Here is a 16471-nt window from a genome sequence, read left to right as displayed (position 1 = left end):
CTCCGGAACTGCCCCGGACGGGTGATCCGGGTGCGCCCCCATGGTGCGCCGGTGCGCTGAGTCGTGCCGCCGGTTGGCGCGATGGCGTTGCTATCTCGGCCCGGCTCCGGCATTCTCCTGGAAACTCCGGGTACCTGCCGGGTACGGGACAGCTGTGAAGACCCCGGCAAGCCTGTGCAGGGGGCTGTCACGGCCGTACTCTGGAGTCAGTGGGACGGGACGTGACGAACTGGCCGAAACCGGCTGGTTCCGGCGGCCCGCCCCGCGAGCACCGTCCTTGTCCGCCGCTCGGCGCGTCAGCGCCGCCCTCGCCGAGAATCCGCATCATGGCCGGTCATGAGTTTCCCGAGCCCGCCGAGAGCAGGCCGCTCGCCGAGTCGGCGGCGCTGCCCGAGCTGGCTCCAGCCCTGCGGCACGCCTGCGATCCTGCCTTCCGGCACGGCGTCGTGGTGGGCTTCGACGGTTCCCTCTCCAGCGAGCGCGCCCTGTCCTACGCCATCGGCATGGCCCGCAGGACGCACTCCGCGCTGATCATCGTGCATGTCGCCAACCGGCTGCCGGCCACGGTGTGGGCGGGCTGCGAGCCACCGGTCTTCGTGGACGTGCCGGACCACCGCACCGAGGTGCTGGGCCTGGAGCTGGCCTGCGCCGACCACCTGGCCGAGATCTCCTGGGTGCTGGTGGAGCGCGGCGGCGACATCTGCCACGAGCTGGAGGAGGTCGGCCGGGAGTACGAGGCCGACGCGATCGTGGTGGGCGGCACGCACGGCCTGGTCGGCCGGATCTTCGGATCGGTCGCCGGGCGCCTGGCGCGGCGGGCGCAGCGGCCCGTGGTGGTCATTCCGTAACGAGTGGTCATCCCGTAGTGGATCGTCCCGTACGGGACGGAGGCCCCCGCCGGGCTGGCGGGGGCCTCCGCTGTATGCGCGACCGGACGATTACTCGACGGTCACGGACTTCGCCAGGTTACGCGGCTTGTCGATGTCCCGGCCCAGCGCCAGGGCCGTGTGGTAGGCGAAGAGCTGGAGCGGGATGCCCATCAGGATCGGGTCCAGCTCGTTCTCGTTCTTCGGCACGATGATCGTGTCGTCGGCCTTCTCCTGCGGCTGGTGCGCGACGGCGAGGATCCGGCCGCTGCGCGCCTTGATCTCCTCCATCGCGGCCCGGTTCTTCTCCAGCAGGTCGTCGTCCGGCACGATCGCCACCGTCGGCATCGACGGGTCGATCAGCGCCAGCGGGCCGTGCTTCAGCTCCGAGGCCGGGTACGCCTCGGCGTGGATGTACGAGACCTCCTTGAGCTTCAGCGACGCCTCGCGGGCCACCGGGTAGCCGCGCACCCGGCCGATGAAGAGCATCGACTTGGCGTCCGCGTACCGCCGGGCGAGCTGCTTGATCTCCGGCTCGGTCTTGAGGATCTCGTCGATCTGGCCGGGCAGCCGGCGCAGGCCCTCGATGATCCGCTTGCCGTCGGCCACCGACAGGTCGCGGATCCGGCCCAGGTGCAGGGCGAGCAGCGCGAAGGCCACCACGGTGTTGGTGAAGCACTTGGTGGACACCACGCACACCTCGGGCCCGGCGTGCACATAGGTGCCGCCGTCCGCTTCGCGGGCGATGGCCGAGCCGACCACATTGACCACGCCCAGCACCCGGGCGCCCTTGCGCTTCAGCTCCTGGACGGCGGCCAGCACGTCGTACGTCTCACCGGACTGGGAGACCGCGACATAGAGGGTGTCGGGGTCGACCACGGGGTTGCGGTAGCGGAATTCGGACGCGGGCTCCGCGTCCGCGGGGATACGGGCCAGCTCCTCGATCAGCCCGGCGCCGATCTGGCCCGCGTGGTAGCTGGTGCCGCAGCCGAGGATCTTGATCCGGCGCACCCGGCGGGCCTCGCCCGGCTCCAGGTTCAGGCCGCCCAGGTGGACGGTGGAGAAACGGTCGTCGATCCGGCCGCGCAGCACCCGGTCGACGGCCTCCGCCTGCTCGGAGATCTCCTTGTGCATGTAGGTGTCGTGGCCGCCCATGTCGTACGACTCGGCCTCCCACTCCACCGTGGTCGGCGTCGCCGTGGTGAGCGAGCCCTCGGTGGTGTAGGTGCGGAAGTCGTCGGCCTTGAGGGTCGCCATCTCGCCGTCCTGGAGGGTGACGACCTGGCGGGTGTGGGCGACCAGCGCGGCGACGTCGGAGGCGACGAACATCTCCTTCTCGCCGATGCCGAGGACGACGGGGGAGCCGTTGCGGGCCACCACGATGCGGTCGGCGAAGTCGCGGTGCAGGACGGCCAGGCCGTAGGTGCCCTCGACGGCGCGCAGCGCCTCGCGGACCTTCTCCTCCAGGGTCTCGGCCTGGGCGCGGGCGATCAGGTGGGCGAGCACCTCGGTGTCGGTCTCGGAGGCGAATTCGACGCCGTCGGCGGTGAGCTTGGCGCGCAGCTCCGAGGCGTTGTCGATGATCCCGTTGTGGACGATCGCGACCTTGCTGTCGCCGTCGAGGTGCGGGTGCGCGTTGTGGTCGCTGGGGGCGCCGTGGGTGGCCCAGCGGGTGTGCGCGATGCCGGTGGTGCCCGCGAAGCGTTTGGGGACGCGGGCCTCCAGTTCGCGCACCCGGCCCTTGGCCTTGACGGTCCTCAGCTCGCCGGACTTGCCGGTGATGACGATGCCCGCGGAGTCGTAACCCCGGTACTCGAGCCGCTGCAGTCCTTCGAGGAGCAGCGGCGCCACGTCACGCCTGCCGATGTATCCGACGATTCCGCACATATGGTCGTCCCTCGTCCCTGTCTGTCCGTGTGCTGTGTTCTGTTGCGTTCTTCCGCGGTCTTCCGCGGTACGGCCGTCCCGGGTGCCCTGTCCCGCGGGCCGGCCGGTGGATCGGTGCTCAGCCGTAGACGATGCGGCGCAGCTGGCGCTGCGAGAGGGCCGAGGGGGCGACCGCGCGGTGCGGCAGCTCCTCGGCGATCCGCTCGAAGATGTCCGTGTTGACCAGGCCCTTCGCCTGGAGCTCACGGTGTCTGCGGCGGACGAACTCCTCGGTCGTCTCGTCGAAGTACGCCAGGACGTCCAGCACCACCCGGCCCGCCTCGCCGCGGTGCAGCGGCGTGGAGCGCACCAGGTGGTCGATCAGGTCCTCGTAGGACGTCCGGCGTTCGAGCACCCGTCGATACTGATGTGATCATCTGCGCTTTGCAAGAATCCTGCCCGATTTCGGGCAGGGGAAGCGGCCAAGGGAGTGAAAGAAAGGTCGTTACGGGCGCATCGGGCGCCCGTAACGACCTCGGGGACGTGCTGTGGGTGTGCTTTTGTGGGGGGCGTGGGGGGGGGCCGGGCGCGGTCCGGGTGGGTCAGCCCGCCAGGCCCAGCTCGCGGGCGATCAGCATCCGCTGCACCTCGCTGGTGCCCTCGCCGATCTCCAGGATCTTGGAGTCCCGCCACATCCGGGCCACCGGATACTCGTTCATGAAGCCGTAGCCGCCGTGGATCTGGGTGGCCTCGCGGGCATTGGTCACCGCGACCTCCGAGGAGTAGAGCTTGGCCAGCGCCGCCTCCTTCTTGAAGTCGTCGCCGTGCAGCAGCCGGGAGGCCGCGTCCCGCCACGCCAGCCGCGCGGTGTGGGCCCGCATCTCCATGTCGGCGATCTTGAACTGGATCGCCTGGTTGTCGCCGATCGGGCGCCCGAAGGCGTGCCGGGTCCTGGCGTACGACAGCGACTCGTCCACGCAGCCCTGCGCGAGCCCGGTGGACAGCGCCGAGATCGCGATCCGGCCCTCGTCGAGGATGCGCAGGAACTGCGCGTAGCCGCGGCCCTCCTCGCCCAGCAGATTCGCGGCCGGCACCCGGCAGTCGGCGAAGGACAGCTCACGGGTGTCCGACGCGTTCCACCCGACCTTGCTGTACTTCTTCGACACCGTGAAGCCCGGCGTCCCGGACGGCACGATGATCGAGGAGATCCGCGGCCTGCCGTCCTCCTTGCGGCCGGTCACCGCCGTCACCGTGACCAGGCCGGTGATGTCGGTGCCGGAGTTGGTGATGAAGCACTTGGTGCCGTTGATCACCCACTCGTCGGTGGCCTCGTCCAGCCGGGCGGTGGTCCGGGTGCCGCCCGCGTCGGAGCCGCATTCGGGCTCGGTCAGGCCGAAGGCGCCGAGCATCTCGCCCGAGCACAGCTTCGGCAGCCAGGTGCGCTTCTGCTCCTCGGTGCCGAAGCGGAACACCGGCATCGCGCCCAGCGACACCCCGGCCTCCAGGGTGATCGCCACCGAGGAGTCCACCCGGGCCAGCTCCTCCAGCGCGATGCACAGCGCGAAGTAGTCGCCGCCCATGCCGCCGTACTCCTCCGGGAACGGCAGCCCGAACAGGCCCATCCGCCCCATCTCCCGCACGATCTCGTACGGGAATTCCTCGTGCTCGTAGAATTCGCCGATCTTCGGCGCGATCACGTCCCTGGCGAACTCCGCGACCGTGCCGCGCAGTTCCTCGTACTCATCGGACAGACGGTGGTCGATCGACATGGCTACTGCTCCTGGTGGGTCAGGGCGCGGACAGTACGGGAGGGGCTCGGCCGTCCCAGGTGCTCCGCCATCCACACGCTTGTGGCGCTGAGGCGGTCCAGATCGACCCCGGTGCGGATGCCCAGGCCGTGCAGCATCCAGACGAGGTCTTCGGTGGCGAGGTTTCCGGTGGCGCTCTTGGCGTACGGGCAGCCGCCGAGGCCGCCCGCGGAGGCGTCCACGACGGTGACGCCCTTCTGGAGCGCGGCCAGGGTGTTGGACAGCGCCTGGCCGTAGGTGTCGTGGAAGTGCACGGCGAGCCTGTCGACCGGGACGGTGTTCGTGGGGGAGCCGGTCGTGCCGGTGCCGGTGCCGCCCGCGGGGGAGCCGGTCAGCTCGTCGAGCAGCGCGGTGACATGGCCCGGGGTGGCCACGCCTATGGTGTCGCCCAGGCTCAGCTCGTCGCAGCCCAGCTCGTACAGCCTGCGGGCCGCGGCGGCGACCTGCGCGACCGGTACCGGACCCTCCCAGGGGTCGCCGAAGCACATCGACAGATAGCCGCGCACGCGCGCCCCGGCCGCCTTGGCCCTGGCCACCACGGGGGCGAACATCGCCAGCGACTCGTCCACCGTGCGGTTGAGATTGGCGCGGGCGAAGGACTCGGTGGCGCTGCCGAAGACCGCGACCTCCGTGACGCCCAGTTCCAGGGCGCGGTCCAGACCCCTTTCGTTGGGCACCAGCACCGGCAGCCGCAGCGCCGGATCCCGCGCGGTGAGGTCGGCCAGCAGCGGCATCAGCTCGGCGGCGTCGGCCAGTTGGGGCACCCACTTGGGGTGGACGAAGCTGGTCGCCTCGATGGTGCCGAGGCCCGCGGCGGCGAGCCGGTGCACGAATTCGGCCTTCACCTCGGTCGGCACCGTCGTCTTCTCGTTCTGCAGGCCGTCGCGGGCGCCCACCTCGTGGATCCGCACGGCCTCGGGCAGTCCGGCCGCGGGCACGGCCATCGGCAGCCCGGCGGGCAGGTCGCTCATGACGCCTCCCCGGTGGCCGCCGTCGCGCCGTCCTTCGGGGTGACCACGGCCAGCACCTGGTCCATCGCCACGGTGCTGCCCGCGGTGACGTCGATCTCGGACACCGTCCCGTCGTGCGGGGCGGTGATGACGTGCTCCATCTTCATGGCCTCCACCACCAGCAGGCTCTGGCCCGCCGTGACCTCGTCGCCCTTGGCGACCTTCACCACGGTGACCGTGCCGGGCATCGGCGCGGTCAGCGCGCCGCCCCCGCCGCCGGCCGCCGCGCCGCGCAGGGCCGCGGCCACCGGGTCGTACGCCCGCACCCACCAGCCGTCGCCGTCCCGGCCCAGCCACTCGCCCGCGTGCCGGAAGGCGGTCACCGTGCCCTCGCGGTGCAGCAGCGCCCGCTCGCCGTCCACGGTCAGCGAGGCGGCCACGGCCTGCCCGTCGCCGATCCGCACCAGGCCGTCGCCGACCCGTACGGTCACCGGGTCGCGTCCCGGCACCCGCAAGTGGTGCACCGTCCAGGCGGGTTCGCCGCCCATGCGCCAGCCGCTGGGCTGCGAGAAGGGATCGGTCCAGCCGCCCGCGTCCGGCGCGGGGGCGAGCGCCGCCTGCCGCAGCAGGGCCGCCGTCGCGTAGACCTCGTCGGGGACGCCGGGCGGCAGCAGGCCGGCGGCGTCCCGGTCGATCAGCCCGGTGTCGAGGTCACCCGCGACCACCGCCGGGTGGGCCAGCAGCCTGCGCAGGAAACCGGTGTTGGTGTCCAGGCCGAGGACGACGGTGTCGGCGAGCGCGGCCCGCAGCCGGCGCAGCGCGGTGGCCCGGTCGGGGCCGTGCGCGATCACCTTGGCGAGCATCGGGTCGTAGGCGGTGCCGACCTCGGTGCCGACGGCCAGGCCGGAGTCCACGCGTACGCCGGGGCCCGACGGTTCGCCGAGCGCCACCACCGCGCCGGCGGACGGCAGGAAGTCCACCCGGCCGTCGCCGGGGCGGGCCGTCTCGGCGCAGATCCGGGCCTCGACCGCGTGCCCGGTCAGTGTGATGTCCTGCTGGGCGAAGCCGAGTTGCTCGCCGCTCGCCACCCGCAGCTGCCACTCGACCAGGTCGAGCCCGGTGACGAGTTCGGTGACCGGGTGCTCCACCTGGAGGCGGGTGTTCATCTCCATGAAGAAGTACACGCCGGGGTCGGCGCCGGGGACGATGAATTCGACGGTGCCCGCGCCGGTGTATCCGCAGGAGCGGGCGGCCTGCACGGCGGCCTCGCCCATCGCCTGCCGGGTCGCCTCGTCCAGCAGCACCGAGGGGGCTTCCTCGATGACCTTCTGGTGGCGGCGTTGCAGCGAGCACTCGCGCTCGCCGAGGTGCACCACCGAGCCGTGGCCGTCGGCGAGCACCTGGATCTCGATGTGCCGGGGCCGGTCGATCCACCGCTCGACCAGCAGGGTGTCGTCGCCGAAGGAGCCGCGGGCCTCGCGCCGGGCCGCCGCGATCTCCTCGGCGAGCAGGCTCTCGTCCCGTACCAGCCGCATGCCCTTGCCGCCGCCGCCCGCCGACGGCTTCAGCAGCACCGGCAGCCCGATCTCCCGTGCCGCGTCGGCCAGTTGGGCGTCGGTGAGACCGCTGCCCGTGCTGCCGGGTACCACGGGCACGCCCGCCGCCCGGACTGTCTCCTTGGCGCGGATCTTGTCGCCCATCAGCTCGATCGCCTGCGCGGGCGGGCCGATGAAGACCAGTCCGGCGGCGGCGCAGGCCCGCGCGAACGCGGCGTTCTCCGCGAGGAAGCCGTAGCCGGGGTGGACGGCCTGGGCGCCGGCCGCGACGGCGGCCCGTACCTGCTCCTCGGCCGACAGATAGCTGTCGATCCGCACCGCGGTGTCGGCCTCGCGGACGTGCCGGGCGTCCGCGTCGGCGTCGGTGAAGACGGCGGCCGAGCGTACGCCCAGCTCGCGCAGGGTGCGCAGCACGCGGACGGCGATCTCGCCGCGGTTGGCGACCAGGACGGTGTCGAACATCGGGCTCGCGCTCCCGGCGTTGGCGGTGGTCATCATCGGCACGCCCCTCACATCCGGAAGACGCCGTAGCCGGGGGCGCCCGGATCGGCGGTGGGCAGGGGCGCGTTGGCGCAGGCGGTGAGGGCCAGGCCCAGTACGGTGCGGGTCTCCAGCGGGTCGATGACGCCGTCGTCCCACAGCCGGGCGGTGGCGTAGTAGGCGTTGCCCTGCGTCTCGTACTGCTCGCGGACCGGGCCCTTGAACGCCTCCTCCGCCTCCTCGCTCCACTTCTCGCCGGCCGCGGCGAGCTGGTCGCGCTTGACGCTGGCCAGCACGGACGCGGCCTGTTCGCCGCCCATCACCGAGATCTTGGCGTTGGGCCACATCCACAGGAAGCGCGGGCTGTACGCCCGGCCGCACATCGAGTAGTTGCCCGCGCCGTAGGAGCCGCCGATCACCACGGTCAGCTTGGGCACCCGGGCGCAGGCGACGGCCGTCACCATCTTCGCGCCGTGCTTGGCGATGCCGCCCGCCTCGTACTGCCGGCCGACCATGAAGCCCGAGATGTTCTGCAGGAACAGCAGCGGGATGCCGCGCTGGTCGCACAGCTCGATGAAATGCGCGCCCTTGAGGGCGGATTCGGCGAACAGGATGCCGTTGTTCGCCACGATGCCGACCGGGTGGCCCTGGACGTGCGCGAAGCCGGTGACCAGCGTCGTGCCGTACTCCGCCTTGAACTCGGCGAAGCGGCTGCCGTCCACCAGGCGGGCGATCACCTCGCGGACGTCGTACGGCGTGCGGGAGTCGACCGGCACCGCGCCGTACAGCCCCGCCGGGTCGACCGCGGGCGGCTCGGCGGGCCGTACCGTCCACGGCAGGTCGCCGCGCGCGGGCAGGGTCGCCACGATGTTCCGGACGATGTCCAGGGCGTGCGCGTCGTCCTCGGCGAGGTGGTCGGTGACGCCGGAGATCCGGGAGTGGACCTCGCCGCCGCCCAGTTCCTCCGCCGTGACGACCTCGCCGGTGGCGGCCTTCACCAGCGGCGGCCCGCCGAGGAAGATCGTGCCCTGACCGCGGACGATCACCGCTTCGTCGCTCATCGCCGGGACGTAGGCGCCGCCCGCGGTGCACGAGCCCATGACGGCGGCGATCTGCGGGATGCCGCGGGCGGAGAGATTGGCCTGGTTGTAGAAGATCCGGCCGAAGTGGTCGCGGTCGGGGAAGACCTCGTCCTGCCGGGGCAGGAAGGCGCCGCCGGAGTCGACCAGATAGACGCACGGCAGTCTGTTGTCGAGGGCGATCTCCTGGGCGCGCAGGTGCTTCTTGACCGTCATCGGGTAGTAGGTGCCGCCCTTGACCGTGGCGTCGTTGGCGACCACGACCACCTCGCGACCGGCGACCCGGCCGATCCCGGCGATCACCCCGGCGGCCGGCGCCTGCCCGTCGTACATCCCGTCGGCGGCCAGCGGCGCCAGTTCCAGGAAGGGGGAGCCGGGGTCGAGCAGCCCGTCCACCCGGTCCCGGGGCAGGAGTTTGCCCCGCGCGGTGTGCCGCGCGCGGGCTCTCTCGCCGCCGCCGAGCCGTGCGGCGGCCAGCTTGTCGCGCAGGTCCGCGACCAGCGCGGCATGTGCCGCCGCGTTGGCCTGATACGCCTCCGACGCCGGATCCGCGGCGCTGGACAGGGCGGGTGCTGCCATCTTTCGGCCCCCCCGGATGTTAGCGAGCGTTAACGTGATGACTCCACGTTAACGCTCGCTAACTCGATTGTCTAGACTCGATCTCATGAACCCGACGAAAACGGCGGACAGCCGCCGCGAGCAGATCCTCCGGGAGGCCGCCCGGCTCTTCGCCGAGCGCGGTTTCCACGGAGTCGGCGTGGACGAGATAGGCGCCGCGGTCGGCATCAGCGGCCCGGGTCTCTACCGGCACTTCGCCGGCAAGGACGCCATGCTGGCCGAACTGCTGGTGGGCATCAGCGGGCGGCTGCTGACCGCGGGCAAGATGCGGGTCGCCGAGGCGGCCGGGCCCGCCGAGGCGCTGGACGCGCTGATCCGCGGCCACATCGACTTCGCGATCGACGACCGGCCGCTGATCACCCTGCACGACCGCGAGCTGGACCGGCTGCGCGACTCCGACCGCAAACTGGTCCGCCAGCTCCAGCGGCAGTACGTCGAGGAGTGGGTCGCGGTGGTGCGGCAGGTGCACCCGGCCGCCGGGGAGAGCGAGGTGCGGGCCGCCGTGCACGCCGTCTTCGGCCTGCTCAATTCCACCCCGCACATCGGCGAGCGCGGAGGTCTGCCCGGCCGGACGGTGATGGCGGCGCTGCTGCACCGGCTGGCGCTCGGGGCGCTGGACGCGCTGGACGGTCTGGACAGCACCGGCAACTGGCGGGTAACTTACTGAGCGCTTGCTTAATTGTCGGCATGCTCATACGACCGGTCGCTCGTGCGCGGCTCCCGCGCGTGGTCGTCCGCCGGTCGACCCGGTGGCGGATGGGAGGCGCGCTGTGCGTCGTACGGTGTTCAACGAGGACCACGAGGCGTTCCGCGAGACGATTCGCGCCTTCATCGAGGCCGAGGTCGTCCCCGTCCACGACGAGTGGCTGGCCGCGGGCATCGTCCCGCGCGACTTCTACTACAAGCTCGGCGAGCTGGGCGTCTTCGGCATCGAGGTGCCCGAGGAATTCGGCGGCGCGGGCGAGCACAGCTTCAAGTTCCAGGCGGTCATCAGCGAGGAGTGCGCCCGCGCGGGCGTCAGCTTCGGCGGCAGCGGCGTGCACGTCGGCCTCTGCCTGCCCTACCTGATGGCGTACGCCACCGACGAGCAGAAGAAGCGCTGGCTGCCCGGCTTCGTCAGCGGTGGGACGATGTTCGCCATCGCGATGACCGAACCCGGCACCGGCTCCGACCTCGCGGGCATGAAGACCACCGCCAGGCTCACCGAGGACGGCAGGCACTACCTCCTCAACGGCGCCAAGACCTTCATCACCGGCGGCGTCCACGCCGACCGCGTCATCGTCTGCGCCCGCACCGCCCCCGCCACCGCCGAGGACCGGCGCGCCGGCATCTCGCTGTTCGTGGTGGACACCACGTCAGACGGCTACGCGGTCGGCCGCAAGCTCGACAAGCTCGGCCTGCGCACCTCCGACACCGCCGAACTCTCCTTCTCCGACGTCCTGGTCCCCGTCGACGACCTGCTCGGCGAGGAGGGCAAGGGCTTCTCCTACCTCGGCCAGAACCTCCCGCAGGAGCGGCTGGCCATCGCGGTCGGCGCCCACTCCCAGGCCGCCGCCGCGATCCGCTTCGCCCAGGCGTACGTCCAGGAGCGGACCGTCTTCGGCAAGCCCGTCGCCGCCTTCCAGAACACCAAGTTCGAACTGGCCGCCTGCAAGGCCGAGGTGGACGCCGCCGAGGCCGTCGTGGACCGCGCGCTCGAGGCGCACGACAAGGGCGAGCTGTCCGCCGCCGACGCCGCCTCCGCCAAGCTGTTCTGCACCGAGGTCGCCGCCCGCGTCATCGACCGCTGCCTCCAGTTGCACGGCGGCTACGGCTACATGAACGAGTACCCGATCGCCCGCCTGTACGCCGACAACCGCGTCAACCGGATCTACGGCGGCACCAGCGAGGTCATGAAGTCGATCATCGCCAAGTCGATGGGGCTGTGACCGGATCCGTGACCGGACCCGCGACCGGATCCGCGGCCGACCCCCACGATCCGCTCGGGCCGCTGCTCGATCTGCTCGACCTGGAGCGGATCGAGCAGGACATCTTCCGCGGCCTGAGCCGGTCGGCGGTGGTGCCCCGGGTGTTCGGCGGCCAGGTCGCCGCGCAGGCGCTGGTCGCCGCGGGCCGCACGGTGCCCGAGGACCGCGGCGCGCACTCCCTGCACGCCTACTTCCTGCGGCCCGGCGACCCCGGCGCACCGATCGTCTACGAGGTCGACCGGATCCGCGACGGCCGCTCCTTCACCACCCGCCGGGTCGTCGCGATCCAGCACGGCCAGCCGGTCTTCCACCTGTCGGCGTCCTTCCAGACCCACGAGGACGGGCTGGAGCACCAGGAGCCGATGCCGGCCGCGCCCGACCCGGAGACGCTGCCGACCGCCGAGGAACTGCTGCCCGCGCACGCCGACAAATTCCCCGACCCCACCGTCGTGGACCGGCTGCTCGAAGCACGCGCCGCCGTCGACCTGCGCTATGTCGAGGACCCGCCCTTCCTCACCGCGGGCGTCACCCGCGAACCGCGCTCCCAGGTGTGGTTCCGCACCCGGGGAAAGATCAACGACGATCCGCTGCTCCATGTCTGCCTCGCCACCTATGTGTCGGACATGACGCTGCTCGACTCGGTGCTGCTCGCCCACGGGCGCGGCGGCTGGGCGGTCGGCGACGTGGTCGGCGCGAGCCTGGACCACGCCATGTGGTTCCACCGGCCCTTCCGCGCCGACGAATGGCTGCTCTACGACCAGCAGAGCCCGTCCGCGTCCGGCGGTCGCGGCCTGGGCACCGCCCGGATCTACACCCAGGACGGGCGGCTGGCGGTCTCGGTGATCCAGGAGGGCCTGGTCCGGGTGCCGCGTCGCTGACGCTCACCCGTAGGGGTGAGCGCGGATTTCGGGCCGCGCCTATTTGCGGCTGATGCGGCGCTTATTAGTGCTGCCTACGGCCTTGGGGGACCGGCCTTACGCGGTCGCCTTCACGCGGCTTCCGCGGCCGGACCCACCGGCAGTGTGGCGCGGACGAGGAAGCCGCCGGGCGCCGCGGGCGACGCGGTGAATTCACCGCCGAGCTGCGCCGCCCGCTCGCGCAGCCCCGCCAGGCCGTGACCGCCGGACGGCAGGGCCTGCCCGGGCGCCGCCACGGCGGGGCCGTTGCGCACCTCCACCACCAGGACGTCATCGCTGCGCCGCACCAGGACGCGGGTTTCGGCGCCGGGCGCGTGCTTGCGGATGTTCGTGAGCGCCTCCTGCACGATGCGGTACGCGGCGTGCTGCACGTCCGGCGGCAGGGCGGCGGCCCCGGCGGGCACGATGGCGGCGGGCAGTTCGCCGCGGGTACCGGGTCCCGCCGCCGCGACCAGGGCGGGAATGCCCGCGAGGCCGGGTCCCGCGTCCAGTGGCAGACCCGGGGTCAGCGGCAGCCTCAGCAGCCCCACCATCCGGCGCAGCTCGTCCAGCGCGTCCCGGCTCAACTCGCGCACCGCGCCGGCCGCCGCCCGCGCCTGCGGACCCTTGGCGGTGGCCTCCAGGGCGCCGGACTGCACCGCGATCAGGCTGATGTGGTGCGCCACCGTGTCGTGCATCTCGCGGGCCATCCGGGCCCGCTCCCGTACCACCGCCTGCTCGGCGGCGAGTACGCTCTCCCGCTCCCGGCTGGCCGCCAGTTCCGCCAGCTTCCCGGCCAGTTCGCGGCGCGAGGCGGCGAAGAGGCCGAGCGCCGTCGGCGCCACCGCCAGCAGCGCGGACAGCATCACCGCGAGGATCGTGTCGGAGAGCCCCCAGCCCACCGGGGCCCGGAAGGGCCAGGGCACGAAGGACACCGTGGCCGCGAGCAGGGCGCAGCCGCCGATCAGCAGGGCGCGGCCCGGAATCGCCCGCCCCTGCCACGCCGACCCGGACCGGCGGTCGGTGCCGCCCGCGGCAATCCCGTACAGCGTGCCCATCGGCGAGAACCAGATGTAGCCGAGCGAGAGCGCGGGCAGGGTCGCGGCGAAGGCGGCCAGCGGGAAGCGGTGCCGGAAGAGCAGGGCGACCGTGCCCAGGCACGCGAAGCCGAGGGCGACGGGGCCGCCGTAGGAGCGCGTCGCCCACACCTCGGTCACGGAAAGGGCGAGCAGCGCGGCGTCCGGCAGGGCGACGCGGGGCCTGAAGGTCATTCCGGTACCCGCACGAGTCCGGCCCGATGTGCGACGACGGCGGCGGCCACGCGGTTCGGGGCGGCGAGCTTGCGGAGCACGGCGCGCACATGGTCCTTGACCGTACCGACCGATATCCCCAGCTCCGCCGCGATCACGGCGTTCGGCAGCCCGGCGGCCAGCAGCGCCAGCACATCGCGCTCGCGGCCGGTCAGCGGCGCCAGGGCAGCGGCGTACGGCGGACCTGCCGCCGTACCGTCGGGGCCGGTCCCCGGCCCGGATCCGTGGCCGGACGGCTGATCGGACCGGCCGTACCGTCCGGCGCTGGTGACGCCTGCCGGGTCGGCCGCCGGATCGCCGAGGAAGCCGTCGACGACCGCGCGGCTCACCGTGGGCGTGAAGACGGTACCGCCCGCCGCCATGACGCGGACGGCGTCGATCAGGGTGCCGACCGCGGTGTCCTTGAGCAGGAAACCCGTGGCGCCCGCGGCCATCGCCCGGTGGATGTGCTCGCTGGTGTCGAAGGCGGTCAGCATCGCGACCGGCGGCGGCGAGGGCAGCGCCCGCAGGGCGCGCAGCACGGTCAGCCCGTCGTCGGGCGGCGGCATCACGGCGTCGAGCAGGACGAGCCCGGGCCAGGCCGCGGTCACCGCGGCGACCGCGTCGTGCCCGTCGCAGTCCGCCACCACATCGATGTCGCCGGAGGATTCGAGGATGCTTCGCAGGGCGGCCCTGACCAGCGCTTCGTCGTCGACGATCGCCACCTGGACCACTGCGCCTGCCTCTCTTGTCCCGCTTTGCCCCTTCACTGATCGTAACGACTGGCGGGCGGTGACGTCAGGTCCCCTTTTTCCCGGCCCCCCGGCCGGACCGGCCGAGGCCGGTGCGCCGCGACACCCGGCCGGTGCCGTCCGTGCCCTTCTTCTCCCGGCTCCGGCTCTCGCGGCCCCTGCCCTCCCGGGCCTTGGACCGCGGCGCCGGCTCCGTACCGTCGGGGTCGTCCGGTCCCGCAGTGCCGGCCGGGCCCGCCGAGCCGTCCCGACCAGCGCCGGTCAGTCCCGCGGCGGCCAGCAGATAAGCGGTCAGCGGCGCGTAATGGTGCGGCGGCACATTGTCGTCCAGCGGCACCGTCACCAGGAGGCTGCCCTCCGCTTCGCCGACGAACAGCGCGGGGTCGTTGCAGTCCGCGAAGCCGACCGTGTCGATGCCGCGCTCACCCGCGCAGCCCGCCCAGCCGTGGTCGGCGATCACCAGATCGGGCAGCGGCTCGCCGTCGCGCTCCAGGGCGTCCAGGATCTCCCGCATCGGGTCGGGGGAGTGGGTGTGCACCAGGCCGCCCGCCCGGTGGACCATGGAAACCGCCGCAAGGTGCCGGATTTCCCCGCCGTCCGCATAGAGGCGCTCGGCCGGGGTGATCAAGGTGCAGCCCGCGGCGCGCAGTGCGGCGGCCAGCTGCCAGTGGACGGCGAGGAGCCCCGCCGGGTGACCGGTCGCCACCAGCACCCTGGAGCCGTTTTCCGCCGCCTTGTGCAGCACTTCGGCCATCCGGTCGAGCGCGTCGATCGTCAGCTCCGGGTCGATGGTGTCCTGCCCGAACCGGTGGTCCGGGTCGGCGACGACACCGCAGCGCTCGGCCATCAGCTCCAGTACGGCGTCCCGGTCCGTCCAGCGGTCGCCCAGATCGAGGCCGAACCAGTAGTAGCGGTTCCCCTCGGCGAGCGCGCTGAAGTGGTCGAGGTTGTTCTCGCGGCTGGTCGCCACGTCGCCGGCTATGCGGGTGCTCACCAGATGGGCGGTGAGGGCCTGACGGCTGGGTGCTGCGGGAGCTGGGTCCAAGGGCATGCGCACATTGTCGCGCTCCGGCACACCGACGTGCGGCGGAGCGGAGATCGACGCCGAGGCGTAATCGGCCCCGCCGATTGGAGGAAACGTACATTCCGGTGACTTCCGGCCGCCCCGTAGGGTCGGCCTCGCGCCCGTGACACCACGCCCCCGACGACCTCCTTGACCCCGGCGCCCCCCCATGACTCCAGCCCCCCACGACCCCGATGAAAGAGGCACCCATCATGAGCAGCGACCGGCCGCGCGGCCCCGTCGACTCCTCGCGCATCCCGCGCTACGCGGGACCGGCGACCTTCGCCCGGCTGCCGCGGCTGGACGAGGTCGGCAGCGCGGACGTCGCCGTCGTCGGCGTGCCCTTCGACTCCGGCGTCTCCTACCGGCCGGGCGCGCGCTTCGGCGGGAACGCCGTCCGTGAGGCGTCGCGGCTGCTGCGCCCGTACAACCCGGCCCAGGACGCCTCGCCCTTCGCGCTCGCCCAGGTCGCGGACGCCGGTGACATCGCGGCCAACCCGTTCGACATCAACGAGGCCGTGGAGACCGTCGAGGCCGCCGCGGGCGAACTGCTGGACACCGGCGCCCGGCTGATGACGCTCGGCGGCGACCACACCATCGCGCTGCCGCTGCTGCGCGCCGTCGCGCGCAGGCACGGCCCGGTGGCGCTGCTGCACTTCGACGCGCACCTGGACACCTGGGACACCTACTTCGGTGCCGAGTACACCCACGGCACGCCCTTCCGGCGCGCCGTCGAGGAGGGCATCCTCGACACCTCGGCGCTGTCGCACGTCGGGACCCGCGGCCCGCTGTACGGCAGGAAGGATCTGGACGACGACGAGAAGATGGGCTTCGGGATCGTGACCTCCGCCGACGTCATGCGGCGCGGCGTGGACGAGGTCGCGCAGCAGCTCAGGGAGCGGATCGGCGACCGCCCGCTGTACATCTCCATCGACATCGACGTGCTCGACCCGGCGCACGCCCCGGGCACCGGCACCCCGGAGGCCGGCGGGCTCACCTCCCGCGAGCTGCTGGAGATCCTGCGCGGCCTGGCCGGCTGCCGGCTCGTGTCGGCGGACGTGGTCGAGGTCGCCCCCGCCTACGACCACGCCGAGATCACCTCGGTCGCGGCCTCGCACACCGCGTACGAGCTGACCACGATCATGGCCCGGCAGATCGCCGCGGCCCGCTGACGGTCCGTCCCGCCCGGCCCCCGCGGGACGTACGACCAAGGTCGCAGCACCCCGCGACCTTGGTCGCCGTTTTGTTGCGGGAGGATGAAACGCGCACGCCGGAGCGTTG

General features: G+C 72.5%; 13 protein-coding genes and 1 pseudogene. 5 read left to right on the top strand and 9 right to left on the bottom strand.

The genetic code is table 11. The features are described from left to right. Positions 1-326: 326 nt before the first annotated feature. Positions 327-848 (top strand): universal stress protein, encoded by a 522-nt coding sequence (locus BM076_RS33335; RefSeq protein WP_093717510.1) that lies wholly within the window; start codon positions 327-329, stop codon positions 846-848. A 90-nt stretch (positions 849-938) separates the two neighbouring features. Here BM076_RS33335 and glmS read toward each other — a convergent pair whose 3' ends face one another. From glmS to BM076_RS33305, 6 genes are all read right to left on the bottom strand, one after another. Next, positions 939-2753: a glutamine--fructose-6-phosphate transaminase (isomerizing) gene (gene glmS, locus BM076_RS33330; RefSeq protein ID WP_093717509.1), complete on the bottom strand. Its 1815-nt coding sequence runs from the start codon at positions 2751-2753 to the stop codon at positions 939-941. Positions 2754-2871: 118 nt separating this feature from the next. After that, positions 2872-3147, bottom strand: coding sequence for a hypothetical protein (locus BM076_RS33325; RefSeq protein ID WP_093717508.1), 276 nt, complete (start codon positions 3145-3147; stop codon positions 2872-2874). A 187-nt stretch (positions 3148-3334) separates the two neighbouring features. Beyond that, positions 3335-4501: an acyl-CoA dehydrogenase family protein gene (locus BM076_RS33320; RefSeq protein WP_177246744.1), complete on the bottom strand. Its 1167-nt coding sequence runs from the start codon at positions 4499-4501 to the stop codon at positions 3335-3337. Positions 4502-4503: 2 nt separating this feature from the next. Beyond that, positions 4504-5511, bottom strand: coding sequence for a hydroxymethylglutaryl-CoA lyase (locus BM076_RS33315; protein ID WP_093717507.1), 1008 nt, complete (start codon positions 5509-5511; stop codon positions 4504-4506). After that, positions 5508-7508, bottom strand: a complete 2001-nt coding sequence (locus BM076_RS33310) for an acetyl/propionyl/methylcrotonyl-CoA carboxylase subunit alpha (protein WP_093717536.1) — start codon at positions 7506-7508, stop codon at positions 5508-5510. The genes BM076_RS33315 and BM076_RS33310 overlap by 4 nt, the downstream gene beginning before the upstream one ends. A gap of 47 nt (positions 7509-7555) precedes the next feature. Then, the gene (locus BM076_RS33305; protein ID WP_093717506.1) at positions 7556-9184 is read right to left on the bottom strand and encodes a carboxyl transferase domain-containing protein; all 1629 of its coding nucleotides are present in this window, start codon (positions 9182-9184) and stop codon (positions 7556-7558) included. 85 nt (positions 9185-9269) lie between these two features. Here BM076_RS33305 and BM076_RS33300 point away from each other — a divergent pair, with 85 nt between their 5' ends. From BM076_RS33300 to tesB, 3 genes are all read left to right on the top strand, one after another. Then, positions 9270-9890 carry an SACE_7040 family transcriptional regulator gene (locus BM076_RS33300; RefSeq protein WP_093717505.1) on the top strand — a complete coding sequence of 207 codons (621 nt, stop codon included), beginning with the start codon at positions 9270-9272 and terminating at the stop codon, positions 9888-9890. Between the two features lie 103 nt (positions 9891-9993). Further along, a complete protein-coding gene (locus BM076_RS33295; protein ID WP_093717504.1) occupies positions 9994-11151 on the top strand; it encodes an acyl-CoA dehydrogenase family protein in 1158 nt (385 codons plus the stop codon). Next, positions 11148-12068 carry an acyl-CoA thioesterase II gene (gene tesB, locus BM076_RS33290; RefSeq protein WP_407640743.1) on the top strand — a complete coding sequence of 307 codons (921 nt, stop codon included), beginning with the start codon at positions 11148-11150 and terminating at the stop codon, positions 12066-12068. The genes BM076_RS33295 and tesB overlap by 4 nt, the downstream gene beginning before the upstream one ends. 110 nt (positions 12069-12178) lie before the next feature. Here the strand turns inward: tesB and BM076_RS33285 are convergent, their stop codons facing one another. From BM076_RS33285 to BM076_RS33275, 3 genes and pseudogenes are all read right to left on the bottom strand, one after another. Further along, positions 12179-13357: a sensor histidine kinase gene (locus BM076_RS33285; RefSeq protein ID WP_093717503.1), complete on the bottom strand. Its 1179-nt coding sequence runs from the start codon at positions 13355-13357 to the stop codon at positions 12179-12181. Further along, on the bottom strand, positions 13354-14100 hold the full coding sequence (locus BM076_RS33280; protein ID WP_322936982.1) for a response regulator transcription factor: 747 nt from the start codon (positions 14098-14100) through the stop codon (positions 13354-13356). The genes BM076_RS33285 and BM076_RS33280 overlap by 4 nt, the downstream gene beginning before the upstream one ends. 286 nt (positions 14101-14386) lie before the next feature. Continuing rightward, positions 14387-15178: pseudogene (locus BM076_RS33275) on the bottom strand (phosphatase); the annotation flags it as partial. Positions 15179-15402: 224 nt separating this feature from the next. Here BM076_RS33275 and speB point away from each other — a divergent pair. Further along, the gene (gene speB / locus BM076_RS33270; RefSeq protein WP_093717500.1) at positions 15403-16362 is read left to right on the top strand and encodes an agmatinase; all 960 of its coding nucleotides are present in this window, start codon (positions 15403-15405) and stop codon (positions 16360-16362) included. The last annotated feature ends 109 nt before the right edge of the window (positions 16363-16471 follow it).

The organism is Actinacidiphila alni, assembly GCF_900112845.1.
GTDB classification, from domain to species: Bacteria; Actinomycetota; Actinomycetes; order Streptomycetales; family Streptomycetaceae; genus Actinacidiphila; species Actinacidiphila alni.
This window is presented reverse-complemented; position numbering and strand designations above follow the sequence as displayed.